The organism is Bacillus mycoides, assembly GCF_000832605.1.
Taxonomy (GTDB): domain Bacteria; phylum Bacillota; class Bacilli; order Bacillales; family Bacillaceae_G; genus Bacillus_A; species Bacillus_A mycoides.
Map to the genome: position 1 here is coordinate 3,755,723 of NZ_CP009692.1, position 25,625 is coordinate 3,781,347.

At 32.9% G+C, this 25,625-nt stretch carries 25 protein-coding genes; 1 reads left to right on the forward strand and 24 read right to left on the reverse strand.

Annotation, left to right across the window (positions count from 1 at the left end; genetic code table 11):
* Positions 1–6 precede the first annotated feature (6 nt).
* The 22 genes from BG05_RS21040 to BG05_RS21140 form a co-directional block, all read right to left on the reverse strand.
* The gene (locus BG05_RS21040; protein ID WP_003193385.1) at positions 7–810 is read right to left on the reverse strand and encodes a DUF3952 domain-containing protein; all 804 of its coding nucleotides are present in this window, start codon (positions 808–810) and stop codon (positions 7–9) included.
* Positions 811–1,014: 204 nt separating this feature from the next.
* On the reverse strand, positions 1,015–1,803 hold the full coding sequence (locus tag BG05_RS21045; RefSeq protein ID WP_003193387.1) for a hypothetical protein: 789 nt from the start codon (positions 1,801–1,803) through the stop codon (positions 1,015–1,017).
* 197 nt (positions 1,804–2,000) lie between these two features.
* On the reverse strand, positions 2,001–2,540 hold the full coding sequence (locus BG05_RS21050) for an STM3941 family protein (protein ID WP_003193390.1): 540 nt from the start codon (positions 2,538–2,540) through the stop codon (positions 2,001–2,003).
* Between the two features lie 400 nt (positions 2,541–2,940).
* Positions 2,941–3,219 carry a hypothetical protein gene (locus BG05_RS21055; RefSeq protein WP_003193391.1) on the reverse strand — a complete coding sequence of 93 codons (279 nt, stop codon included), beginning with the start codon at positions 3,217–3,219 and terminating at the stop codon, positions 2,941–2,943.
* 25 nt (positions 3,220–3,244) lie between these two features.
* Entirely contained in the window at positions 3,245–4,072 is an 828-nt protein-coding gene (locus tag BG05_RS21060; protein ID WP_003193393.1) for a hypothetical protein, read from the reverse strand.
* Between the two features lie 55 nt (positions 4,073–4,127).
* Entirely contained in the window at positions 4,128–5,591 is a 1,464-nt protein-coding gene (locus BG05_RS21065; RefSeq protein ID WP_003193395.1) for a T7SS effector LXG polymorphic toxin, read from the reverse strand.
* A 23-nt stretch (positions 5,592–5,614) separates the two neighbouring features.
* On the reverse strand, positions 5,615–5,902 hold the full coding sequence (locus BG05_RS21070; RefSeq protein WP_003193397.1) for a TIGR04197 family type VII secretion effector: 288 nt from the start codon (positions 5,900–5,902) through the stop codon (positions 5,615–5,617).
* A gap of 3 nt (positions 5,903–5,905) precedes the next feature.
* Positions 5,906–6,328, reverse strand: coding sequence for a YwqH-like family protein (locus BG05_RS21075; RefSeq protein ID WP_003193400.1), 423 nt, complete (start codon positions 6,326–6,328; stop codon positions 5,906–5,908).
* 12 nt (positions 6,329–6,340) lie between these two features.
* Positions 6,341–9,607 carry a type VII secretion protein EssC gene (gene essC / locus BG05_RS21080; protein ID WP_003193402.1) on the reverse strand — a complete coding sequence of 1,089 codons (3,267 nt, stop codon included), beginning with the start codon at positions 9,605–9,607 and terminating at the stop codon, positions 6,341–6,343.
* Between the two features lie 30 nt (positions 9,608–9,637).
* Positions 9,638–10,852, reverse strand: a complete 1,215-nt coding sequence (locus BG05_RS32010; RefSeq protein ID WP_309461328.1) for an FtsK/SpoIIIE N-terminal domain-containing protein — start codon at positions 10,850–10,852, stop codon at positions 9,638–9,640.
* Between the two features lie 39 nt (positions 10,853–10,891).
* The gene (essB, locus tag BG05_RS21085) at positions 10,892–12,043 is read right to left on the reverse strand and encodes a type VII secretion protein EssB (RefSeq protein ID WP_232294838.1); all 1,152 of its coding nucleotides are present in this window, start codon (positions 12,041–12,043) and stop codon (positions 10,892–10,894) included.
* Between the two features lie 121 nt (positions 12,044–12,164).
* Positions 12,165–12,416 carry an EsaB/YukD family protein gene (locus BG05_RS21090; RefSeq protein ID WP_001007572.1) on the reverse strand — a complete coding sequence of 84 codons (252 nt, stop codon included), beginning with the start codon at positions 12,414–12,416 and terminating at the stop codon, positions 12,165–12,167.
* A gap of 4 nt (positions 12,417–12,420) precedes the next feature.
* The gene (gene essA / locus BG05_RS21095; protein WP_033734516.1) at positions 12,421–12,924 is read right to left on the reverse strand and encodes a type VII secretion protein EssA; all 504 of its coding nucleotides are present in this window, start codon (positions 12,922–12,924) and stop codon (positions 12,421–12,423) included.
* The gene (esaA, locus tag BG05_RS21100; RefSeq protein WP_234706357.1) at positions 12,896–16,633 is read right to left on the reverse strand and encodes a type VII secretion protein EsaA; all 3,738 of its coding nucleotides are present in this window, start codon (positions 16,631–16,633) and stop codon (positions 12,896–12,898) included. Before esaA ends, essA begins: the two co-directional genes overlap by 29 nt.
* Positions 16,634–16,758: 125 nt before the next feature.
* Positions 16,759–17,055, reverse strand: a complete 297-nt coding sequence (locus tag BG05_RS21105) for a WXG100 family type VII secretion target (RefSeq protein ID WP_000918598.1) — start codon at positions 17,053–17,055, stop codon at positions 16,759–16,761.
* Positions 17,056–17,331: 276 nt separating this feature from the next.
* Positions 17,332–17,760, reverse strand: coding sequence for a GNAT family N-acetyltransferase (locus BG05_RS21110; RefSeq protein ID WP_033733883.1), 429 nt, complete (start codon positions 17,758–17,760; stop codon positions 17,332–17,334).
* The gene (locus BG05_RS21115; RefSeq protein WP_003188858.1) at positions 17,741–18,130 is read right to left on the reverse strand and encodes a cupin domain-containing protein; all 390 of its coding nucleotides are present in this window, start codon (positions 18,128–18,130) and stop codon (positions 17,741–17,743) included. The genes BG05_RS21110 and BG05_RS21115 overlap by 20 nt, the downstream gene beginning before the upstream one ends.
* Before the next feature lie 12 nt (positions 18,131–18,142).
* Positions 18,143–18,628 carry a GNAT family N-acetyltransferase gene (locus BG05_RS21120; protein WP_002127033.1) on the reverse strand — a complete coding sequence of 162 codons (486 nt, stop codon included), beginning with the start codon at positions 18,626–18,628 and terminating at the stop codon, positions 18,143–18,145.
* Positions 18,625–19,185 carry a 2'-5' RNA ligase family protein gene (locus tag BG05_RS21125; RefSeq protein ID WP_002127032.1) on the reverse strand — a complete coding sequence of 187 codons (561 nt, stop codon included), beginning with the start codon at positions 19,183–19,185 and terminating at the stop codon, positions 18,625–18,627. The genes BG05_RS21120 and BG05_RS21125 overlap by 4 nt, the downstream gene beginning before the upstream one ends.
* A 6-nt stretch (positions 19,186–19,191) precedes the next feature.
* Complete coding sequence (locus BG05_RS21130) at positions 19,192–19,758, reverse strand: GNAT family N-acetyltransferase (protein WP_002012489.1); 567 nt, start codon at positions 19,756–19,758, stop codon at positions 19,192–19,194.
* A 231-nt stretch (positions 19,759–19,989) separates the two neighbouring features.
* The gene (locus tag BG05_RS21135; protein WP_003188854.1) at positions 19,990–21,117 is read right to left on the reverse strand and encodes a metallophosphoesterase; all 1,128 of its coding nucleotides are present in this window, start codon (positions 21,115–21,117) and stop codon (positions 19,990–19,992) included.
* A 151-nt stretch (positions 21,118–21,268) separates the two neighbouring features.
* Positions 21,269–21,691: a GNAT family N-acetyltransferase gene (locus BG05_RS21140; RefSeq protein ID WP_003188852.1), complete on the reverse strand. Its 423-nt coding sequence runs from the start codon at positions 21,689–21,691 to the stop codon at positions 21,269–21,271.
* Positions 21,692–21,822: 131 nt separating this feature from the next.
* Between BG05_RS21140 and pdxR the strand changes: the two genes are divergently transcribed.
* Positions 21,823–23,223, forward strand: coding sequence for a MocR-like pyridoxine biosynthesis transcription factor PdxR (pdxR, locus tag BG05_RS21145; RefSeq protein WP_003188850.1), 1,401 nt, complete (start codon positions 21,823–21,825; stop codon positions 23,221–23,223).
* A 44-nt stretch (positions 23,224–23,267) separates the two neighbouring features.
* Here the strand turns inward: pdxR and BG05_RS21150 are convergent, their stop codons facing one another.
* Both BG05_RS21150 and BG05_RS21155 read right to left on the reverse strand, forming a co-directional pair.
* Positions 23,268–24,125, reverse strand: a complete 858-nt coding sequence (locus BG05_RS21150) for a YitT family protein (protein ID WP_003188849.1) — start codon at positions 24,123–24,125, stop codon at positions 23,268–23,270.
* Between the two features lie 169 nt (positions 24,126–24,294).
* Positions 24,295–25,503 (reverse strand): macrolide family glycosyltransferase, encoded by a 1,209-nt coding sequence (locus tag BG05_RS21155; RefSeq protein ID WP_002141425.1) that lies wholly within the window; start codon positions 25,501–25,503, stop codon positions 24,295–24,297.
* Between the last annotated feature and the right edge of the window lie 122 nt (positions 25,504–25,625).

Genomic DNA, 25,625 nt, shown 5'->3' on the forward strand with positions numbered 1-25,625 from the left:
TATACATTACTTATTATTCAAATATTGTTTTTCATACTCCTCATATCGGGTTTTAGAAGCTTTATCGTTATCTTCTTTAGAATTTAAATAGATTGCTATTTTTTGATCATGCCTTATTAATCGGCCTTTTTTATTCTTTTTTTCATATCCCATTGTGATGCTTATTGTAGTGAATTCCATTGGATTTTCTTTTGAATCTTTCGCCGAACTAAATTCCATTAATAATATTGCTTCATCAAATTTATCGTAGTCCACCTTTAACTTATTATTAATTATTTCTTGAAATTGCGATTCAGTTAAGTAATATGTTACCTTGGATGACTCACTAAATCTTTTTTTATCTTTTTTGGGTCTTAAACTATCTATTCCCTTTAATCTATTAAATATAAATCGAACATTCGAAACGTCCAAATTTTGATCTGGACTTTTTGATTGATTATCTTCATATTTAATACTAGTTCTATATACAATCTCTTCTTTTTTTTGCTCACTATTTAATGAACTAGCAATTTCTTGCAAAGTTGTTCCATAGAACTTTTTTTCTTTAATATTGTATACTCCTCCTGTTGTTTGATATACAACGCTAATGCGATTATCATTTTCCGCCCAAAACGTGCTATCCCTAACCTCTTCTTTCACATAAGCATACCCATCATCACTCGCAGACATAACCGTCTTCATATCACCTTCATCCAATGCCTTTACTAATCTCTCATACTCTATCTTCGTCTCCCCAAAACCACATCCACTTAATAAACTTGATACTATTGACAGAACTATCATCATCTTAGATTTCTTCTTTAACTTCATACTGACACCCCGTTGATTTCTCTAGGCATTTTTAAGTTCATTATGTTCCCTTTTGGAAAGTAATACACTTCACCTGTACTTATTGGTATTTATTTACTCATACAGATTATATTGAAGATACTTTAATTTTTATTAGCATCGATTTTTATACAATTCTTAATTGCTTATATAATCTGTTCGAATTTTCAGAAACCAAAACTTATTTTATTTCTTTAGTTTTCTTTTTTCCTTCTCTTCATAAAGCTTTAGTCTTTTCTGACGTTCCCTTTCATGTTCCTCCCACGAAATATAAAATGATGGAAATTTAAATCTACAATAGGCTAATAATTGGAATTCAGCTGCGCCTATGGCTACCGAATATAGTATAAGGGTCAATATGGCATACCAACCTATTTGCCCCATCGTATAATCATTATTAATATAAATTAAGATTAAGAGAGTTAATACATATAGTATAGAGGCAATCATTAATAAATCTTTTGTCTTACTAAAAAATGAAACTGAATTTTCCCACTTACTAAATGCGCCTTCGCTAGCTTGCTTAAAGGTATTAATTGTTGTAAAAATATGAATAATAAAGGCTCCTAACAATAATAAGGCTACATAAGTCAATGTAACACGATCATTTGAATAACCGAAAATACTCGAAACAACTACTGTTACAAATCCTATAGTCGCAAGTTGAAGTGCATATAGCAATATAACTATAGCTTGTAACTTTTGCAATTTAAAACGAGCTTTGGGAAATAAATATACAATAAGAAAAATGATTTGTATGCTATACAAACATAACTCTATTTTAATAATTGCTTCATCTAGTAAACTAGGATATACGGACCAACCAAATTTCACCAAACCATAAATTACACCTAACATTATTAATGAGGTGTATATGATTGAACCTAACATAAAACCTACAGCAGCCTCAGGACTTAAACGATTTCTACATGTAATTTTAAATTCATCTAAATCTTCTTCTTTTATATCCCACATCCAAGTTTCCCACCTTTAACTACCTTTACTTAAATCATGTAGATTTAAAATAAAAACCTTCTCATTTACATGAAAAGAGAAGGTTCTATTGGCACCATATAGCTTTATACTATTCAAAACTATCTCTTTTGAGATGCTTCATTTATAACAGATAAAAAATTTTTCAAAAATGAAATCAAGTTACTGCTCCTATTATATTACTGCGCTTCATCTTCTGGAGCTAAAACGTTCATATGATATTCTTCTAGCTTAGCAACTAATGTTTCTCTGTCTATTTCTAATAAGTTCATATGAATATTAAACGGTACAAATCCAGTACGCTTATTAATTCGATACATCCGTTGCGCTTTCGTTGGTAAAGAAGCTATATATTGCTCTTCAACATCATCCTCTATCAAAACTCCTAAGAACGACTGCCTGCGAATTTTATAGGGTAAAATACTATTTACATCTTTTAAAGCGATTTTCACAGGATATTTAGCATCATTAATAACCGTAATATACTCTGATTCTAAAATGGCTACTGGTGTTCTATTCATAATCTTCTTAAATATTTTCCACAAAGCAACTAACATGATTAATGCACCGATCCCAACTATAGCCCCCCTTACATAGTAAGCTTCCTCAGACGAGAAAGTGAATATAACAAAAATAAGCAACAAAACTTCAATTACAACGAATAAAAAAAACCTTCTGATTAATTTAACTTTCGATTCATAAATATAATATTTTTCCATATGATTCTCCTATTAATTTCGGTATTATAAATCTATTTTGATTTGTGCCTCTACATCACAACACGTTCTTGATTTATCCTATCATCATGTAACTCCTACTTAATCTCCCGACATGTTTAAACTATCGCTCTTTCTGCCCATGCTATTTCTAAGATAAAAAATGAAGGAACGGGCTAAGATCAGATACGTATAGCTGGACAGTAGGGTGTATGACATACTTTAAATAATGATTAAAAGCCAAACCGATATACAGACAAAAGAAGATAATCAACCACAAATAATAGGTGATTATCTGTCTTTTAATAGACTTTTTTTATTTTCACTTCGTTCATGTAATAATTATATTTTTGTAGATAAATTTAACGCCGCACAAAAAGCTTTTTTAGTTTGCAACATAGAATTAACCCTTTTTACTTTTTCTAACAAACACAAAATACATCGATAGCATTATTATTAAGCCTATCCCACCAACCAATACACCTCCATATTCTTTCTGATATAAAAAAATAAACATAGTAACAATAAAGCTCGGTATTGACAAGATAATGAGCCATTTCCCCAGAAACTCTGCTACTTTATATAAAATTAAAAAAATAAACATAATCCCGACAATAATAGGTGCTATTACACTTTCAAATAAACCTTTTTCTGTTTTTGCAGTTTTAGGATCTTTATCCAAGGCGTTACATTCCTCTCTCTACTATTTAACTTATAAATAATGTTTTCATTCCATTTTCAAAATTCCCTTTTGATAATTGAGATAAAGTAAATGTACTATTATCGTCTAGTTGTGATAAATCAAATATAGTACTATCTTCTAAATGAGATAATATCCATTGTGTATGTGCTGTTTCAATAATAAAGAAACCTTTATCTGAAATAACCTCACCTTTGTCTTGTGTATCAAGTCGCATAACACTGTATATACTTTTTGTTGTTTTTATATCATTTAGGAAAACTTCTGCATGTGAAGGTTTTACACCGTTCTCAATTAAAATATTTTTCCCCTCTTCAATAGACAAAGTAATAAGATTACCAATTTCTTGTACTACATGATTTGGTAAAGTTTCTTCTAAATCAATATTTATATTTTGTTTTTCAATCTCAATTTGCAATAGATTTTTTGCTTCTGCATACAATTCATAATCTGATAAATTTTTAATTGTATGTACAATTCCATTCGTACTTTGATATGAAATATTAAAGTCACCTTGATTATAAATATTACCAGTGATTGTTATATCATTTTGAAAATCAATTTTTTGCAATAAAATAGAAATAGATGGACGATTAAAAATATTAAATAATATTTCTACATCAGGCTTTGGGAATACTTCTTGTTTTTGTTCATCAAATGTTAGTAAATTCCTTGCTAATAAGGAATGTGCTGCTGTTAAAAAGATCTTTTCTGTTTCCGTTTCTTTAAGCTCATCATAAACTATTTGTAATAGTGATTTGGCAAAGGGTTGATTATCTTTATAATTTAATAGGAATGCTAATTCTTCTAAAGAAAACGTATATTTTTTTTCCATAACTGTTAAAAAGTCTAGTTAAAAGACTTTTATTCCCCTCTTTTCTTTAATAAGTTTATTCAAACCATTTTTTTATAGATTTTGTAAAATTCGATGCATATTCTTTCATTTTTTTTCGTGGTGCAATATATTCAAATGCTTTACTAAACACTGTACTTCCTACAGTAGCTCCAATTATTCCACCTGCAATAGCTCCAACAGCAGTACCGATACCAGGGCAAATTAGTGTACCTAATGCACCTCCCGCTTCTACACCACCTACACCTCCAGCCCACGAAAAGTAAGTATTACCTGCAACTTTTGCTACAGAATAAGTGACGTCGGTTGCCTGCTCAACCCCGGTTTTGTCTGATTTAAGAGCTGTATGAAGTTCACCTACTTCAAATGCAGAGTTTATTAATACCGCCGGTATACCAAAAGGTTTCAAATTTTTTATTATATGTTTTGGAACATTAATTGCTTTAATACTGTTCTCAGGTAATGAGTGATTTAAATTCCCTACTTTTGCAGCTACTTTCTCAATTGTGGAAAATTCTTGTGCAACTTTCCCCATAGTTGTAACTGCCTTCCCGACTAATGGAATTTCCTTTAGCCCTTTCCCAAAAAGACTCTTAGAACTTGCTACAGAGAACGCTGAATTTACCCCTTTAAGCCATTTACTCCATGTATTCGCGATTTTTCCATTCGCTAAGAAACCTTTTTGAATATCAATAAGATCAGCACGTTTAGGTTTAGCATTTTGAACAAAATTTAATGCTCCTAATACGAATCCCATTTTTCCAGTTATAACTGTTCCTTTCGTTGCAAGCATTAAAAGAATATCTCCAATGCTCAATCCATCTCCTGAATTTCCATTACTCCCCCCCGTAGTGCTATTATTTATGGTTCCGTACCACTTGCTAGACATAATTTTTTCTATTGAACTACTAGAAAAATCTCCACTATTAGTTCGTATTTGATTCATTCCACTGTCTAATGCATGCATCATTTCACGAAACGCTTGCAGGTCATTTTGTTGACTGTTATAAGTTTCTAACTTTTCAAGCGTGTCACTAATTTCTTTTTGGCTTTTTACAGATCCTTCCGTAATTCCTGAGGATGATGGATATTGAATTGCAATAATATCACTAATGGATCCTACCGTTTGTCTCGCTTCGTCATTAGAGTGATTAAACCCTTCATTGTATCCATTAATTCTTTTCTTTACATCATCCAAATAAATTCCGTAAATTTTGACATCTGCATCACTGTCAACCGTAGAACTGAAATCCTCCATTGTTTTTTGAAATTGACCTTTTAATAACTCAGCTGATTCCATATAACTAGAAATAATTTTCCCATGAACCATGGCTAAATACCCTTTAATTCCATCAGCTGTTTTCCCTTGAAAAGAGCTAATTTGTGTAACACCCATTATTTTTTGTAATACTGATTCGAAATGTTGATTTAACTCTTCAACATTTGAATTAAAGCGCGTTTGAAGTTCTTTCACTTCCTGTAATTCAATATTTTTGTCCACCTTACATCCCCCCTATTTCAAAATTAATGGCCCGGAATGCTGCTTAAACTTTTTTCAAGTTGTTCATCTTGTTCGACTATTTTCTCCCCGGCTTGTTGTATGTTATTTAAATCATTTTCTAATAACTGTTCATATTGCTGCACCTTTTGAGATAACATTTCGATTGCTTCACAAAATTGAGTTAATCTAGTCAAATTCGTACGACTCAACTTCATATCATTAAATTTCGTTTTCCCTAAATCACTAGCACCACTTTTCAAATCACTTACTTTCGCATCAAATACCCCTTTATTTAATTTAATTTCCCCCATTTATCATTTCCCCGCCTTCTGTACTTCTACTTGAATACTAGCGTCAACCATTGAAACACTTCTACTTAAAGAAAGAATACTAGACTCACATGCAGCGATTTCTCTTTCAAGCCGCCGTATAGCTTGATCGATGTCTTCTTGCACTCTCCCTAGTTCTCCAATAAACCTCCCCAAATTAGAAATAACTTGTTGTTCATACGTTTCTTTAAAAGTAGTTGCTCTTTGCCCCTTCCAACTACTCTCGTTTATTTCTAAAGACTTAAACTGCTCTTGATTTTGTTTAATTGCTTCAAGATTATTTACAAATTTCCCTTTAGCAGTTATTAGCCTTCGTATTTTCATTTGTAATTCAGCCAATTGCCCTTGTTGATGACTTATACTACTTAATAAACCAGATTTTTGACTATTTAATTCCTCTATCCCCATGCAAATCCCCCCTTAAATAGTTGGCACTTTAATTCTAGTAGCAAAACGATTTTCAACAAAATACCCTTCAATTGGATTTAATTTTGTACTACTTAAATCTTTATTAGATACACCGAAGACCATTTGGCCTGATGATTTTCTAAGTAAAATAACATGAGATTGCGTTTTTATTGTTTTTGAAACTAAGTCGTATCGACTGTCAATTGAATCAACATCACAGCCAATTACGAAGTGGATGCCCATAAATGCACCATTTGTTATTAATTCCGCCAAACTATATATATCGCTATCTTCTAAATTACTTAAAATATCATTTACATCTGCGATTACGATTACAATCGGCTTAAATTTCTTAATAAATTCTGCCGGGTTCACTGTTTCACTTGATGCTTCCTGCTCCTCTTTAAACGCCGCTTCTCTCGATTTATAAGCATTTGTAACTTGTTTAATCGTTTTCTCAATTCCTGTTTTTTCAGCTACATATAAAGCAGAGCTCTCTCTATAGTTTGAGAAATTGCGTGTTCTTGTATCAATTAAACCTAGGTCAAAGTGACCACTGTCTGCTAACTGTTGAAGGAATTGATGAACTACATTTTCAACTTCATCTTTCTTAATTCCCCCTACAACAATATTAGACGCTTCCGTTAAATCTAATTCGAGAGGTGTAACGCTTTCTGTTTCTACACCAAATGTTAGTTTGCCTGCTTCAATAATTTTCCTTGTTTCTGGCCATGCAATAAATTCTTTGTATTCCAGAACTTCAGGTACCATAGGAATTGCTTTCGGTCTTTCTCCATTCCAGAAGGAATCCATCTCTTTTCCTTCAGCTTGTATATTTTCAATTCGAGTAAGTACATCTTCTCCCTTTGTCGGTAAAGCTGTTTGGAAGATTGTTGGTTCGTCAATTTTAACTAAACCACGTCCTGCTAATTCTTCAATTTTCAACTCTGTTCTTCCTACAATAGCTCTAGATTCTGCCTCATCTATCATATATAGCGCTATTTGTAGTTTAATATTTGTATTTACTTGTACTCTCAATGCATTTTGACGTGTAGCCGTAAGCATTAAATGAATTCCTACCGCTGCCCCTTCACGTACAATTTGTGCAATAATGCGTTCAAAGTCTTCGACAAATCCAGCTTCTCTAACAGCATCATAGTTATCTAACGTAATTAATATTGTTGGTAATACTTCTTTACTAGCTCTCTCATACATTTCAAGACTTGCAACGCCATATTTACTTAGCAATTGCTTTCTATCTTTTAATAAGTCTTCTATGCGACGAAGAAATTTCTCGCATTTTTCAACTTGGTCTAATGTAATGATGTCTGCCACATGTGGTAAAGATTTTAATGGCATTAAGCCATTTGTTCCGAAGTCTAATAAATACACATGCAAATGCTCTGGACTATGCTGACGAGCTACATCCATAATGACTGATTGTAAGAATGTTGATTTTCCGTAGCCTGGACTTGAGAAGACCGCTACGTGTCCGTCTTTACTAATATCTAGTGTTAATGGTGTTTGTGATTGTAATTCAGGCTGATCTAGTAGACCAACTGTTGCTTTTAATGGTTTCTTTTCTTTCGTCCATGCTTCTTTGAACTGAATAGCATGTAAGTCTTGTAAATATACGCTTTCTGGAAGTGGTGGTAACCACGGTCTAGCTAACGCTTCAATTTCATTTATTTCTGCGTAATCGTGAATGTAGTCAATAACAGCATCCAGTTCAGATGGTACGCTTATTACTTCTTTACTGCTACCAAGTCCACTTAAGTCTTCACTTAATATTTCATATTGTCCTAAATCATTTATTGCATAGATCGTTGCGTCTAAATGTTCTTTATCCTCTTTATTTTCTACATAGTCTGCTCCGCTCCAAGCTGATTGGAATAGTTCATAAATTTCATTGTTCCCAACTTGTAAGTACGCACGTCCTGGTAATGTAATTTCAGCAGCATCTGGTGTTTTTAAAATTTCATTACTATCTGACGTATTTTGAACTTTTAATGCTAGTTTGAATTTCGAGTTACTCCAAATTTGATCATCTACAACACCACTCGGTTTTTGCGTAGCTAATATTAAATGGATTCCGAGTGAACGACCGATACGCGCTGTTGAAACTAACTCTTTCATAAATTCTGGTTGTTCTGACTTCAGTTCCGCGAATTCATCACTAATTAAAAATAGATGTGGCATCGGTTCACTTACTAAGCCTTCTTTATACAATTTTTGATACTGGTTTATATGATTTACCTCATTTTCCCCAAATAATCGTTGCCTTTTTTGTAATTCGGCTTTAATTGATGCGAGCGCTCTCATACTTTGTGCTCCATCTAAGTTCGTAATTGTTCCTAATAAATGCGGTAAGTTTTTGAATAAATTCGCCATACCGCCGCCTTTATAGTCAATTAGTAGAAAGGCTACTTCGTAAGGATGGAAATTGACTGCTAGAGATAAAATATACGATTGTATAATTTCCGACTTACCTGAACCTGTTGTACCTGCTATTAGCCCGTGTGGTCCGTGTGCTTTTTCGTGTAAGTTTAAGTTTACGATATCTTCTTTACCACGTAATCCAAGTGGTACAGCTAAAGATTTATGCGCTGCATTTTTCTGCCAGCGACTTGTAATGTTTAACTCTTTTATTTTTTCAACACCGTACATTTCTAGGAATGTTACGCTTTCTGGAATACTATTTTTTAAGTTTTGCAAATGGTTTAACGGTGCCAATGCACGTGAGACATCTTCTAAATTGAACCCTTTCGGTACATGATTCAATTTAAATTGACGGTTAACAAGCTCTCCTTGTTCTAAGATGATGTTCCCTTGTTTTGCATCTCTTATATCAATTACCGTTTTCACGTGCTCCGGTAAACTTTGCATAACATCTTGTACAAATACAAGTGATACACCTAATTGACTCGGATCATCATTAAAGAATTCCATAACAACATGGTCTAGTATTAGTTTTTCATCTGTAATGAGAACGACATAGTGCGGTGCAAAGTACATTTTTTCATTAGTTGAACTTTTTTCATCTAGTTTTAATTTTCGTTCTTTCAATATTTGATACAAACTATTTAACACTTGATCACGACTACGATCATGGTATACAAATCCACGTACATTTATATCTCGAACACTTCCATGAGGTAGCCAGCGCATCCAATCCCATTTCTCTTTTTCTTCTTCAGGAAAAATAGTAATAAACTGCAGGTCATAATAACTATGGAATAACGCGGTTTGTACAACTAATAATTGTAATTGTTCTAACACTAAAGAGCGTTGTCCAATATAGCCAACCGGTCAATTTATCAAATCTGTTACAACAGGTACATCTTCCAATGATAGATAACGCTGTCTTAGTTCACGCGCTATATCAATTAATTCATCTTTCGTTTGACTAAATTCTTCTTCATTAAATTGGATTTCAAAACTTGTATTAGCTTGTCCTGTTCCAACGCTAAATGTTAAGAAATCATGATGTAACATTGTTTTTTCATATATACGTGGATTTACTTGCACAGCCATATTACGTATCACTTCAACATTTGGATTATGATATTGTAATGCATGACGCTGCTTTTCACTTTCTGCATGTAAGTCTTTCGTTTTTTGTTTTATATACTCTCTATAACTTTTATCACGTTCAACAATGTCAATTTTATATTGCTTTAAATTTTTTATATAAGATGTGACAGAAACAATAATCGTTACTAATGTCATCGCTATCGATGCAATAATAAACATTCCATATTTCATAAAGATAGCGAGTAATACCGTTACGACAATCATGACAAGAGATGGTGCAATAATTCTCGCCAAATGCTCAGTCGGTTTTGACGGCATACTTGAAGGTTTTGCAATTGTCATTTTCTCTTCTGGTTCACGGTAAATAATACGTGGTGAACGATGATAGTCTGGATAACCACTTTGATAATTCGTTTCTGATTCTACTAAAATAGGTAGCGTAGATTTAACGTTCTCTTCTGAAGACAATACTTGAATATCTTCACTACCTATTTCTACTAAAACACCATCAAAATATAATTGGTCTCCAGCTTCTAACATAACGCTATCTTTTAGCTTTGTATAATTATGAAATACATCCCCGTCATATACGTTCACTTTAAAGGAATCGTACAACGTTTCACGAGATAGCATTAAATCTACATTTGTCCCGGTAATAGAAATATCATCAAAACTGTTTTGACTCAATGTAAGAGAATGTTTCGTTCCTATATCAAACACTTTATTTGTGCCAATAATAGATATAAAGATTTTTAAACTCACATCTTTAGTTTTTCCAATCTCAAATTCCTTATTGAACTCTATTAATTGATTTTGTACCATCCAAGCATTTACTTCATTATTCCACTTTAACTCTACTTCTTGTTCTAAACTTGGATTCGTAATATCATTTGTCCACTCTTTTCCAATCGACACTATTGATTGCTCATTTGGATGTAATGTGCACTTATATATTTTGTCTCCATAAGTCAATACTAATAGTTGCTCCATCCGTGTTCACCGCTCCTTTTCAACTGTCTCATCAAGTGCTTACTCTTTTTTCTCTGTGTTCGACGAGTCTTTATCGTTTGATGATTTGCCATATTTCTTTTTGTATTCATCTAATTGTTGCTCATATGTTTTTAATTTTTTATCACGCTCTTCGCCTGATAAATCCGGATTATTTTTCAGTGATTCAATTTGTTTAACAAGGCCGTACATAATAAGCTCTGGATCATCAAGTGTCTTAGCTAAATCTAATGATTGATCAAAATTACCTTTTCCGTTATACATCCAATATAGCAAATACTTTTCATCACTTTTCAAACTAATATTTTTCATAATTGATTTCTTTTGATCTTCACCTAGTTTTTCAGCTGTAATGTATGCAAATGCTAACTCATATTTAGATGCAATCGGTAATGATTCAAATTCCTCTTCATTTAATTGCGTAATTACTTTGTCATAATCAGTTGCTATGAAACTCGCATTTGCTTCTAATAATTTATTTTGATAAGGAAATTTTACAAAAGTGAAATATATTAAAGGAGCAGCTAAAATAACTGTCGCCGCTATGAAGGAAAAAGCTAAGTATTTAAACGATTTATAGCTTTTTTTAGGTACTAACTGCATATTTTTTTCTGTTTTTGTTTGTTCCTTCTCAAAGCTGTCATCAAGAAATTGCAGTAATGCATCTAAGCTTTCCATTTGAGCAACCGTCTGTTCAAATGTTGTTTCTTTTGCATCTTTTAGTAACCCAGCATACAAATCATCAAAATTGTGCTTTTGGGAGAATAAAGCGATAATTAGACACTTATATTGTGTTAAAAATTGCTCTTCTAACAACGGGGTTGGTGGAACAATATCTCGAATTCCTCTATGTATAATACTTGGCATTAAATTAGCATTAAAAACTATATTGTCCGGATGTAAAAAGAACGTGATTCGTTTATTTAAATATTTACGAAACTGCGCAACATTTCGAAGCAGTCTTAATTTCTCATTTCTTCCAAAACGGCTAAGATCATCCCACTTATATAATTTTTTATCCACTTGAAATATAAAGGTAAACATATCATCCGTTTCCTCTATCGTTAATGGTACAAATTCAGATGATGCGCCCGTAATTACATCAAATTGACGGAAGTCTTTTATACGTGTTTGAGATTTTGTCATCTCCAATTTCCAATTTTCCTTTTCTATTTGAAATTAATAGTTCATTGCATCAATTTGAATTGTTTTTTCCGTCATTTTTATCCTCTTCTCCTTTTCTTTATAACCCGTAATAACTTATTTTCAAATAACTAAAAGTAAGAAATATTCTTTATAAAACTTGTAAAATATCTCCGTCTGTTATTTGGTGATCAATTAAACGATCATTATCTGTTAAAACAATTGACTTATTTTTCACTTTCATTACAAAATGTGAACCTTCATGATTATCAATCTTTAGCGTATCTAATAAGTTTTTCAATAAATATTTAATAGATTGATGATTCGGAATACGCAAATCATATGTATTTCCATTCCATTTACTAAAATCTACCGTTACATTAATATGCGTTTGTATTGCCATTACTTTACCTCCAACTTTTCCGAAGAACCGTATAAATACCGATGCAAATAAGTAAAACACTGCCGCCTAACAATATGATTATTGTTGTACTGATTGGCTTTTCATTCATTGTTTGATTACTTGCTACTTCATCAGCGCTTTTTCTTACAACGTATTCACTGCTAAACAAACTATTTTTCGTATCTTTAACACCATTTATTTCTTTTTGTTTTATAAAAAGAGAATCTCGTAAAGCTTCCATATCTTTTTGTTCTTTCTTTTTCTTTTTCTGAATTTCTTCTTCTATTTCTTTATTAAATAACTCAATCGATGCTTTATCTAATTCCGTTTCCTTATGTTCCTTTTTATTTTTTTCTTGGTCGCTTTCTTCAAGTCGATCCACTTTAAACTTAATCTTCCCATCATCACCAAGATAACTGTCAGCCGCGCTCCTTATCGGTAGCGCGACAAACAGTAAAAGGATAGAGAGAAATGATAACTTAGCCACTATGCTCCATTGTTTGATCATTTACTTCTTTTTCCTCCCATTTCTTATGCCATACAAATAGATTACTAACTAATCCGATAATGGCAATTACAAACAACACGATGAAAATAACTTTTCCAGTATCTTTACCGCTAATAAAATCATTTAGAAAACTTTCTATATACTGAAGTGGTGAGAACTGACGTACCTTTCCAACAGACGACATTTGATCTACTTTACTTCCAACTGCTTCAGTTAAAAATAGGTACATACTTAAAAATACTAATAGAATAAACATCCCTACCATTTTTATTTGTCGTAATAAGTATGTTGAGACCAATACAAACGCCATCATAATGATTGTGATAAACGCAATCCATAATAAACTTTGATCTTGACCGAACTGTAAAAGACGTCCAGAAATGATACCTATACTAATTCCTTCCACAATTGATATACCGAATGCCACTACTGTAGTTGGTACATTCATATCAATTAATGAGAACTTCTCTTCAAAATGATCTGATTGCGTTCGTTTCTTTTCTTGATTCGCAATTGCGTATGCTGTAAATAACGCAACAATAAAACAAGTTAATACAATTAAATATGGTGTAAAAGCATTACCAGCTACAATGACTCCATCATTTTGTTTCTGAACTGGACTAGATAAAAATTGATATAACATTTCATTTTGGCGATCACCAATTCGGCTATTAGCCAAAATTTTAGTAAAGTTTTTGGAGAATGATTTATCATCGTCCATTTTCTTTGTAAAGTCATTTAATAATGAATCAGCCTTTGAAACAATTGTCGTTCCACTGTCTTGAATTTCTTTTGCTTGTCCATTAATTTGATCAAATGTTTTATATACATCGTCTGATGTTGTTAAACTATGCTTCGAACTCTCGACCAATGACTGACTTTGCATCATTAATGATTTAATACCAGAATCTAACGATAAAACAGCTGTTTGCTCACCAGTATTATTTGTTGTTAGCACTTGCTGTTCTTCAACTAGCTTTAAGCTACTCTCACGCCATTTCGCTAAACCTTTTAAATACTCTCCTAAATTTTCATTCATACTAGTTGCTTGCTGCGTCGTTACATTTAATTTCTCCGCTAGTAGCATTGAATTTTGATCCGCACTAGTAATGAATTGTTGATAAGAGTCTATTTTTTGTTTTAAACCTGTCATATCTTGCTTTACTTCTGTCGTAATACTTGATGAAACAAGATTTGAAATTAAATCAATTAAGCTTTGTTTATTTAATACGTAGTACAAAGATTGTTCAGTTGCAATTGCATCTAAACTTCCCTCTTCTAGCTTAGGACCTACATCTTTCGTTCTTAAATCAATCCCATAATACATTTCGTACAGACTAATTAAACCTTGATAACTTTCAACTGTATCTACTGCTTCTTTTATTAATACACTAGATATATTTTTTGTTAATTCTTCTGATTTTTGATGTACAACTTGATTCGTCGTACTTTCAATAGTCGTTGAGTTACCACCTTGATTTTGGTTTCCTCCGTTACCTGTTCCAGGGTCTGGGTTTCCTCCATTACCTGTTCCAGGATCTGGATTTCCTCCATTACCTGTTCCAGGGTCTGGATTTCCTTCATTACCTGTTCCGGGGTTTGGGTTTCCTCCATTACCTGTTCCAGGGTCTGGGTTTCCTCCATTACCTGTTCCAGGGTCTGGGTTTCCTCCATTACCTGTTCCAGGGTCTGGGTTTCCTCCATTACCTGTTCCAGGGTTTGGGTTTCCTCCATTACCTGTTCCAGGGTTTGGGTTTCCTCCATTACCTGTTCCAGGGTTTGGGTTTCCTCCATTACCTGTTCCAGGGTTTGGGTTTCCTCCATTACCTGTTCCAGGGTTTGGGTTTCCTCCGTTACCTGTCCCAGTTCCACCTTCTTGGTTTTCTCCGTTACCTATTCCAGATCCACCTTCTTGGCTTCCTCCGTTATTCCCTGTTGTATTTTCCATTTTTTTGATAATAGGTTTTTTAGCATTGTGTACTAACGGCATTATGCCATACTGTGATTTATGAACCACATTTTCCACGTTGCTGTTTTCAGTTTGTGTTCCTTTATCTTCTTTATTAGGTTCTTCTTTTTCAGAACTAGTTTCTTTTTTATGATTCCCACTCAATTTCCAGTCCCACATTACAGGAGAGAAAACATCTATATTGATGTTTGTATTTTTTAACTTCACATGCAGATTAATCTTTATATCCCCTTCATTACGAGGAGGTATTGTAATTTCTCCTGCTTCGCTTTGAAGAAAGTCACTTGTACGATCCACATCATCAATATGTAAAGCCTCTGTATTTCCATATAGTTCAAATTCTTCTGGAATATTTATCTTCAAGGTTTGTGAAGATTCCATTTTAATTACGTTCGCCGTATCACTAAATGTAATTCCCTCTTTATAAAGTCTATCCTTTACTTCTTTAATGGCATTTCCTAAAGATATTTTATTTACAGGGTCATAATAAAAATTATTTTCTTTATTATATTTATTTGTAAATTGGATTACATTTTGCAGTTGTAATTTCGTTGCATCTGGCAATTCACTTTGAACGATTTCTTCCATGTTTAAACTAGGTAATTTTGCAATTAAACTTTCGATTTGTTTCTTTATTCGAACATCTGGTTGTTTCATTAATGTATTTATAAAGATCTCTTGCTTTCCATCGTTCGACATAGATTGCTTTAACTTTTTAATTATCGTCCCTTGAATATCACTTTCTAACTTTCCTGCAAGTTCTGTATCATATTCTGACACTTGTTTTTTTACATCTGTTAAATATTTTTGAATTGCTGAAGCATCAGCTAAAATATTTGGTTCTTTCTCTGAAAGCGTAAATTGATTTGTAATAACTTTATTAGCAGATTCTAATGCGCTTAACTGCTTTAAAACATCGCCTGTATTCATATCACTCATGTATTGATTAAATTGATTCGTGAAATTATTCGCTAACAGATTATTATCAGTTTGCATTTTTTGAAAGTTATTAAAACCATCTAAATACGTATTGTTAGATTTATTCCCTTCATCTAACGCTAAACCGAAACCTTTTAAAACATCCTGAAATCCTTTGAAACTAGTAACAGAAACCCCAGTATAATCTTGCACTGTTTTAAATTGATTTGTATAATTTGCCAAAGGACTATGTACATCTTTTTTGTACATAGTTGTTTGAACGTTTCCTTTTTCAATTATTTTGCCTATATTATCTTGTGCACCTTGCAACTTACCGATAATACTTGCAAAATAAACGTCGATGATTTGCTTATTGAAATCCTCTAAAATTGTAGACGCCGTATTTTCAGCCTCAGCTTTCAAATCTTTATTCCCAGTTGCATTTACTTTGTAGTTTAACGTTAATTTCTCTGGTAGTTCTGAATCAATCGCAACAGCTTTCCTAGAAAAATCATTAGGTATTACAATCATCATATTGTAATTATTATTTTTCAAACCATTTTCTGCTACTCCGCGACTAACTACGTACCATTCTTGTTTCGTATTTTTATTTACATTTTTAACAAATTGATCTCCAAACGCTATTTTATTCCCTTCAAATACAGTTCCTTGATCTTCATTTACTAATGCAACTGTCATTTTTGGCGTGCTATTCTCATTAGCTTTCTTAACATTTTGATTTAATGCTAAATAGGAGACTCCTGTTGATAGCACAAGAGCTAAAATAATAAACAACAAGATGCTCCACTTAAACTTTTTCACTACTTATCACTCCTGCGGCTGCGAGTCTATTAAGTTAAGGACTCCTTATCTTACTCTAGTTTTAAAGCAATTTAGCCATACAACAAAAGTTGCATGGCTAAATTATATATTTCTTTTGCCCGTTTTTATTGTAGACCGAAATTACGAGAAAGATCTTCGTCGTGTCTAGCAACAGCCTCTGCAGTTTTATTAAGCTGCATATTAATTTCTTGTAATAGCTCTGCGAAGTTTTGTACTTTTGGTTTTAATTGATTGAACTGTTGATCAAAACCTTCGAAAGCACGACCTTCCCATTCTCCTCTTAATTCATTTTGTAAGTTTTGTAACTGACGTAAAATGTCCTCAATTTGATTTGCACCTTGTCCATATCGAGTCGCTTTTGATTTAAGCTCCTCTGGTGACATACGAATTTGTCCTGCCATTATTAAATCCCCCTTAAAATTTTAAAATAGTAAAATTAACCCAAAATCAATTCTACAAATTGATTATATAAATAATTTAAAAATTTCTCTTTTAACATAATAACATTATATTATATAATATAAATTTATTGTTTTTTTAAAAGGACTGCTAAGCGTTTCTACCTCTATTTAATAATAAAAAGAAAACTTTTTTTACCCAAAATTCAGAATATAAACTTTACAAATTACATACTCATTTTCTTTTTCTTGTTTCTTCGCCCACTTAAAATCGTTTTCTCACTTCAACGTCATGATTACTTGTCTTTCAACGAAGCCAAAATCTTCGTACATTTCTTTTGCAAAGTTCCCTGTAAATACATTCAAGCGAATTTCTGAATACTTTTCTTGTAGTTCCTTGATCCCAGCTTTCATTAGTTTTCGTGATAATCCTCTCCCGCGATACTCTGAAAAAACATACAATTCATAAATAAAACCGAGTTTTTCACGAGAGAAATAGTCCACATTTTCTCCTATTAGTATCCATCCCACTACTTTATTTTCTTCCTTTGTAACTATATAATATGCCCCTTTTTCTACTAAAGGTTTTGTAATTTCAATCGCTTTTTCCGTACTTAGTTGACAATTCCCTCTCGTTCCTTCGAAAAGTGATTGAGCTGCATAATGTAATATTTGTTGCGTTTCTTCCTCATCTGCTTTTGTAATCATTCCTTTCTCCCTCCTGCCCTCTAATCATCATTGAAATACCATTTTCAAGACCGTCTGACTCAATTACAATTGCCATCAATCCTTTTTCCGTACTCGTTTCATGTAACTCTCCCTTCGCCCAAAACGCAGCTTGTCCAGCTCCTATCTTCACTTTTTCTTTATCTGATCCGCAAACAAATCCTTCTCCTTGTACAACTAGAAGCAGTTGAGATACAACTGCTTCATGATATCCAATAACTCCATTCGGTTGTAGATGCATAGAACCGATATGTATATTCCCTTTATGTTTTAATATTTTTGACATTATAAAGTTAGATTGAAATGCTGATATATGCTCTCCCACTTTTTCACTGAAATCAAAAATTTTCATTTCTGATCCTCCTTATATGTATAAAACCATTCTCACTGTTTGCAGCATATGCCCTTCGAAATCTTCTTCAAATTGCTCTAAAGCCGCAAAACCTTTTGCTTCATAAAATCGTTTTCCTTTTTCATTTTCCGCTTCTACATGAATGTACATTTTTCGAATCCCTTTTAACGTCGTGATCCCTTTTTGTAACAAAGCTGTCCCTATCCCTTTCCCTTGCTGATCTGGCAACAAATAAATCGCACCTAATTCTGCTTCGTTTTGCAGTCTAATTGGTGAAAAATTTGCAAAGCCAATTACTTCTCCCTCTTCTTCCGCAACAAATAAATGTGTATTTTCAAGGCGATATTTCATTTTTTCATCGGAATACGCTTCATTTAAAAAGTTGTCTTGAATCTCTCCCGGAATAATTCCTTCGTAAGTATCATGCCAAGCTATTTTCGCTACGTTTTGTACAGCATGAATATCTTCTTGCTTCATTTCTCTAATTACATATGTCATCTCGATGTCTCCATTCTCTTTAAATTACACTCTGCTAAAATACTAGAAGAAATGGCAAAACCATCTTCATAATTTACCTTAATTAATTTTAACTTCTCAATCGAAGCTAGTGTAACATCAAACTTTTCATATATATATTCCATTACACTTAAAAATTGATTTGAATTCAACCCATTAGCAATCGTGCAATGCGGAACCCATTTTCCTGGTACGTAATATGACTGTAGATTATCATGAAAAACTTTGAAATAATCATGATAAGAATGATGAAGTCTTAATAACTCATCAGTAATGGTTGGTGCTAGAAAGATCGTTCTATTAGTAGGAAAAGTTCCAACAGAAGGAAAAGTTACAGCAGCAATGTTCTCTTGAAAAACTACAAACTCCTCTAACTTCTCAGTATATAAATTAACATCTAACTCATTATAATCAGCCAATGTAATATGTGGTTCTACTCCGGCTAGTGGATTTGTTCCAATTATATTTGTTAATTCATTTTGCAATTCTCTAATTTTATTAGTGAACACACAATCAAATGTAGCAATGATAGCGTACATGCTTCCTCACCCCTTCGTTACACATAGCACTTCCCATTCTTCACGAATCATTCCCATTCGAATAGAATCATAGTATGTCCCGTTATAATATCGGCATTTTCGCATTCTTCCTTCTAAGCTCATTCCTATTTTCTCTGCTACTTTCATCATTCTTTCATTGCCAGACCAAGTTGTAAGCCCTACTCTACCAATCTCCATATTTTCAAATAGTAAGTCCCTATATAATGTTAATGCTTCTGTACCATATCCACCATTCCAGTATGCTGGGTCATAAATTACGATTCCCATTTCTAACCAACGCGTCGGTTTATGCTCCCAATAAAATCCGACTGTCCCTATAATTTGACCGTCATTTTCGACAATTAAATTCGATAGCGGCTCTTCTATTAAACGTTTTTGTGAGTTTTCTTTATATCGCGTATATTCTTGCATTGTTATTGGAAAGTATGGTGCATCCCATTTTTTCCACTCTGGATTTTCTTCTTTATATATGAAGCTCCATAATGTTTTGATATCTGATTCTTCTATTGTACGAATTGTAACTTTGTTCCCCTTTAATATAACGTTTTGCATAATTTCCTCCTACATTCCTCTTTATTTCATATACAATTATAATTTTTTTTCAGAAAAATCAAAACAAAACTCCACTCTATTTTATATAATTTTGTTATATGATACGAATTATTTATATAAATTAGCCAATTTTTTCGAGTTTAATTTAGAAACTGAACTTCGGAAAAAATTGGATGAAGTACGAGCTCGTAGCATAGTTAATAAAAAACAGGAGGTTATATCCCTCCCATTTTAGCTAAATATTGCATTTCCCTTCTTTTCTACCTCAAGTAGAATTCCTTTCTCTATCCAGCCTTCTACACCATCTTTTTTAATTAAATCATATCCCATGCAGCTACCATCAATTAAAGAAACTGTATCCCCTTTTCTAATACTGATTTGCGCACAAGAAATATCCGTTTTCACTGTATACTCACCTGATTCAAGTTGCTTTATATACTCGTTTTTCACATGAAGTAATTCATTTGTTCCTAGTTGTTTACATACGGTAAAACCTTTCATTCTCTCCACAGGTTCTATGTAATAATGTGGATATGTAACCCCACCCTGCATTACTGAATTCGCATTAAAATCGGCCAATACTTCATACTGCGGAAAATGATCTACATATGTATAAGAAAACGTATCACCTGAAGTTGTCCTCTGAATAATAAATGCGTTTAATTGCCCTGCTTCTTTAATCGCATTACCACCATCAATCGCAATAATTTTTTTCTCCTTATCAATAACTGGATTGTTAGACGGCGCCTCTTCGGAATAGTTCACAACAGGCCAATGTCCAACAATTACGTACTTATCTGCTCTATGTGATTTATTAAAAAACTCTGGCATTGCAATTGCATTTTTCCTGTCTGTTTGTCTCCAATTCTCTCTATCTTCAAGGCCAGCATGTACAAAGATATAATCATCAGTTTCAATAGCAGTTGGCAATTCTGTTAGCCACTTTATTTCTTTTGAAAAACGGCCCATCAATATGTTTTTCACTTCACAAATATCACTTTCTTCATTAACGGTAACGTTCAATTTCGCTAGCCATTCATTAAAAATTGTATTCTTTCTCGTACATAAATAATTTATTAGCGCAGGATTTTCATTTACAAACGCTTCAACTACAGCTTCACAATTCCCTTCAATTACATAAACATTTGGCTTGCTAACTACTAAATCCATCACATAGTTTACGACGCCAATGCTATCGTTCCCCTTCTCACAAAGGTCGCCATTTATAATTAAATAATCATCATCTTTAAAATTAACTTTATGTAATAATTCCTTTAAAAGATTTAATTCGCCATGAATATCAGATATTACGATAACTCTTACACCTTTTGGGATTAATAGTTTCTGAATTTTTTCCAAGTATAAACTCCCCTAACCTTCTTTTAATTCAATATTATCGTCTCAATTATAAAGAGACTATTCGACAAAATAAGTAATTAACCCTCCTCATTCTTCAATTCTAAATTAAAAGGGGGTTCCATATGTTCTCACACATAGAACCCCCTTAATATTATAATTCTTTATAAAAAGAATAACTTACCTTATCATAGCCTTCTCTTTCATAAAAACGATGGGCATCAACTCTTGGAAACGCTGATGTAAGAACGATAGAACTGCACCCTTTTTCTCTCCCCCATTTTTCTACATATGACAGAAGAACTTTACCATATCCTTTCGATCTGTGAGCTTCCGCAGTTACAAGGTCATATACGAAAACATGTTTCTCATTATAAAAGTTCGTACAAATTGCTACACCAGCAAGACAAACAACTTCATCATCTTCATTCTGTAACGAAAGTAGTTTATAATTTTCTTCTTTCATTTTTTGAAATAAAGAACTTGCTTCTTCTCTTGAAAGTTTCGTTCGTAATTGCTGTAATACGGGGAATACATCATGTAAATCAGCTTCTGTTACTACTTCTCTAATATTCATTATGATTCTCTCCTTACTATTTATAAAATTTTCTAAATGTTATATCATTATTATAAAAAGTAACTGCCCCTCACTTAAGTGACAGTTCGATTATTTTTTATATGGCCAGTTTTTAAAGGAGAATTCATAAAATGGATCTTACTATCCCATTGCAATTAGAAAGTAAAACACCAATTTATTTACAAATTTACGAATATATGAAACGAGAAATCTCTCAGGGACCACTGCCTGCCGGTACACGCCTTCCTTCTCACAGAAACTTAGCGGTACAACTTAATGTTAGCCGTATTACTGTTGAATCTGCTTATCAACAATTACTAGCTGAAGGTTATGTAGAAAGTAAACCGAAACGTGGGATTTTTGTTGCAGAAGTTGATATTGATGTCATTCAAAATAAACAACAAGTTGTGTCAAACAGCGCTAACAATATAAAAAAAGAACAATATGACTATGATTGTAGCCAAGGGCTGATTGATCAAAAAGCTTTTCCAATTACAAACTGGAAAAGAGCATTACAAGAAACTTTATTCCAGTATGAAAATGAATTATTTGCTAGAGAAGATTCTCAAGGTGAGTTCGTTTTACGAGAGCATATTTCAAAATATTTATACCATGCCCGCGGGGTACATTCTTCACCTGATCAAATTATTATCGGAGCCGGTACGCAGCCTCTTCTTTGGCTACTACTTCAACTACTTGGTTCAAAAAAAGAATATGGAATCGAAAACCCTGGATTTCACCGTATAACTGCCATGATTCAAAGTTCTGGTCTTCCTGTTCACCCTATTTCATTAGACGATAAAGGGATTCGTATTTCAGCTTTACGTGAATCACGTTCCAATGTAGCATACGTCACTCCATCACACCAATTTCCTCTTGGAATGATTATGCCATTATCTAGAAGGCTCGAATTATTAAGATGGGCCAATGATTGCGGAGGATTTATTATTGAAGATGATTATGACGGAGAATTTCGTTATGTAGGAAAACCTATTCCCTCTTTACAAGGACTAGATTCAAATGAACGCGTTATTTATATGGGAACTTTCTCGAAATCCTTCTTACCTTCTTTGCGAATGGGGTATATCGTTTTACCAACTCATCTATTAAAAATCTATACAGAGCTTGAAGGTAAGTTTAAACAAACTGTTTCTACAATACAGCAACTCGCTTTTGCAACCTTTATTCACAATGGTGATTGGGAGCGCCATTTGAACCGTAGTCGTACGTTATATAAAAGAAAGCACACACTACTAGTTAAATCTATCAAAAATGACATGGGATCTCGTGTTCAAATACTTGGCGAACAGTCTGGACTGCATATCGTACTTCATGTTCATAATGGTATGAACGAACAAGAACTTATTCATACTGCTGCAAACCAACAAATCAAATTATACCCACTCTCTACATATGATTCTGTACATAATTTAAGAGAGGCGTCCTATGTACTACTCGGTTTCGGCAGCATTCCCGAAGATAGTATCGAAATTGTAGTCAAATTACTAAAGGAAGCCTGGTTCCCTAAGTAAAATAACTCCACATAAGTTATACTTATGTGGAGTTATTTTACACACTATTTTTCTGATACGTCTCCTGATCGAGCAGTCCTTCCTGGACGCTTAACACCAGTTGTTTCTGTTGAATAGGAAGCTTCAATTATAGCGGTTGGATCTACAGAGAGAACGAGATCTTTCATTTTTGGATAAATGAAACGGTTTGTAATACAATAAATGATTTTCTTGTGCTCTCCTAAAAAACCACCTTCTCCATGTAGATACGTAACGGATAATTGCAATTCTTTCATAAACAAATCGCCTATTTCTTTATTTTTCCCAGAAATAATCATAACGCTCTTTCCTTGATTAATACCATCTAATATGAAATCAATCATTTTCGTAACAATATAGAAAATTGCTAATGAGAACATCGCTTGCTCAATTGAAAATAAAATAGCAACAAATACAAAAATAACCGCATTTACAGCAAGTAAAAATGTACTAATTGGTACTTTAAAATGCTTGTTCATCCAAACAGCTAACATTTCTGACCCATCAATTGCTCCACCCATTTTTACAACAATCCCAACACCAACACCAAATAGAACTCCTCCATAAAGTACAATTAATAATTCCGAAGTTGTAATTGCTGGAAATGGCTTTAAATAAATCAATCCAAGTGTTGTAACAACATTTGCATAAGACGTACGGATAAAGAACTTCTTACCCATTACTTTTGCAGTAAATAGTAAAATTGGGATATTAAGTCCTAAAAATACTCCATAAAGCGGTAATCCAGCAACTTTATTTGCCATAATAGCAATGGCCGTTACCCCGCCATCTACTAATCCATTAGGTGCTAAAATAAGCTCTAATGAACCCGCTACAATAATGGAGCCAATTGTTAATAATACGTATTCAAATACTCTTTTCATTCATTACCCCCAAAACATATATATTTTCTCAGTATTATTTTAACGTAATTTTACTACTAATTCAAAGATATCAGTTTATATACACAAAAGTTTCACCTTTATAGTGATTTTTTATGTAATTTATTTATAAAAACACACTTACGTATTTCAGTAAGTGTGCTCCAAACATTTATTTAAGTTTTAAGTATGAATTCACTTTCATTTTAAATATTTCATCAACTGCTCTATTATACCCACCAGCATTTCGAAGTGACTCTCCAACTTTACGACTATTTTCCTTAAACGTTACATCATACATTACTTTCTTTACAGTCTCACGTAACAATTCAGAAGTTAATTCTTTACGATTAAGCCTTATTCCAGCTCCTACTTCACTCACTCGTTTCGCAACTAAAGGCTGATCTCCTGTTACCGGAATTACAACTAACGGGACACCGTAATATAGTGCTTCACTCGAACTATTCATACCACCGTGTGTCACGAATACATCAGCGTACTGTAATACTTCTAATTGCGGCACATAATTATACAACTTAAAGTTATTCGGAATGTTTTCAAATTGACTTATATTTATCTTCTTACCAACAACTAATACGACTGTCGCTTCTACATCTTTAAACGCTTCAAAACATTTTTCATATAACTCAGGTTGTTCATTAAAAACTGTTCCCATAGAAATGAAAATCAATTGTTTATCTTTTAAATCTTCCATAGGAAAGCTATCTACTTCTTTTCGAGTAGCAATTGATGGACCGACAAACTTATACGATTCATCGAATACATCTGAACGCGGCTGATATTCCTTTGAAGTATATACAATAGTAATATCACCAGGATGATTCATAATATCATACATATTAATACATTTCATTCCATACTGCCTATTCCATTTTTCCATTCCCGCTAAACAAGATTGATATAATGGATTAGTTTCATCTACTTGTCTCGATTCTTGTTCATCATTAAAAGTAATGTACTGATTAAAAGCAAACGTTGTACAAGAAGAAACGCTAGGTAATTTTAAAACATTCGCTATAATACGTCCTACTGGAAAATGATTATCGTATATCAAGTAATCGTACTTTTCCCCTTTTGTTTCTTCTACAATTTGAGTAACAATACGCTCTGATGCTTCAATCATATGAGATAGCATCGTCAAAGGACTCCCACCTTCATTTACTCGTTCCATAATATTAATTTGAGAGAGGAAATTCTCAAACACTCGGAATTCTGCACCTGTTGCTTCAATCTTCTTTCTATAATCTTCAATACAATACGAAACAACTGTTTCCCCTCGCCGAATTAACTCACTTACAATAGCTAAAGTCGGATTTATATGACCTTCTCCAGGGAAATTTATTACGAGTACATTTGCCATAATATTCTCTCCTATCTAATATAATCAATAGTTAATCATATTAATTAATTTAAAACTATTAAGTAATCTATTCTACTTCTTCATATTTTTCTCTTCATTTTATTATTGAGAAATATTTTTCA

Coding starts and splice junctions, on each gene's coding strand:
- BG05_RS21040 (WP_003193385.1), bottom strand. CDS start 810: ATGAAGTTAAAGAAGAAATCTAAGATGATGATAGTTCTGTCAATAGTA.
- BG05_RS21045 (WP_003193387.1), bottom strand. CDS start 1,803: ATGTGGGATATAAAAGAAGAAGATTTAGATGAATTTAAAATTACATGT.
- BG05_RS21050 (WP_003193390.1), bottom strand. CDS start 2,540: ATGGAAAAATATTATATTTATGAATCGAAAGTTAAATTAATCAGAAGG.
- BG05_RS21060 (WP_003193393.1), bottom strand. CDS start 4,072: ATGGAAAAAAAATATACGTTTTCTTTAGAAGAATTAGCATTCCTATTA.
- BG05_RS21070 (WP_003193397.1), bottom strand. CDS start 5,902: ATGGGGGAAATTAAATTAAATAAAGGGGTATTTGATGCGAAAGTAAGT.
- BG05_RS21075 (WP_003193400.1), bottom strand. CDS start 6,328: ATGGGGATAGAGGAATTAAATAGTCAAAAATCTGGTTTATTAAGTAGT.
- BG05_RS32010 (WP_309461328.1), bottom strand. CDS start 10,852: ATGGAGCAACTATTAGTATTGACTTATGGAGACAAAATATATAAGTGC.
- BG05_RS21090 (WP_001007572.1), bottom strand. CDS start 12,416: ATGGCAATACAAACGCATATTAATGTAACGGTAGATTTTAGTAAATGG.
- essA (WP_033734516.1), bottom strand. CDS start 12,924: ATGATCAAACAATGGAGCATAGTGGCTAAGTTATCATTTCTCTCTATC.
- BG05_RS21105 (WP_000918598.1), bottom strand. CDS start 17,055: ATGGCAGGACAAATTCGTATGTCACCAGAGGAGCTTAAATCAAAAGCG.
- BG05_RS21110 (WP_033733883.1), bottom strand. CDS start 17,760: ATGATTACAAAAGCAGATGAGGAAGAAACGCAACAAATATTACATTAT.
- BG05_RS21115 (WP_003188858.1), bottom strand. CDS start 18,130: ATGAAAATTTTTGATTTCAGTGAAAAAGTGGGAGAGCATATATCAGCA.
- BG05_RS21120 (WP_002127033.1), bottom strand. CDS start 18,628: ATGACATATGTAATTAGAGAAATGAAGCAAGAAGATATTCATGCTGTA.
- BG05_RS21125 (WP_002127032.1), bottom strand. CDS start 19,185: ATGTACGCTATCATTGCTACATTTGATTGTGTGTTCACTAATAAAATT.
- BG05_RS21130 (WP_002012489.1), bottom strand. CDS start 19,758: ATGCAAAACGTTATATTAAAGGGGAACAAAGTTACAATTCGTACAATA.
- BG05_RS21140 (WP_003188852.1), bottom strand. CDS start 21,691: ATGAATATTAGAGAAGTAGTAACAGAAGCTGATTTACATGATGTATTC.
- pdxR (WP_003188850.1), top strand. CDS start 21,823: ATGGATCTTACTATCCCATTGCAATTAGAAAGTAAAACACCAATTTAT.
- BG05_RS21150 (WP_003188849.1), bottom strand. CDS start 24,125: ATGAAAAGAGTATTTGAATACGTATTATTAACAATTGGCTCCATTATT.
- BG05_RS21155 (WP_002141425.1), bottom strand. CDS start 25,503: ATGGCAAATGTACTCGTAATAAATTTCCCTGGAGAAGGTCATATAAAT.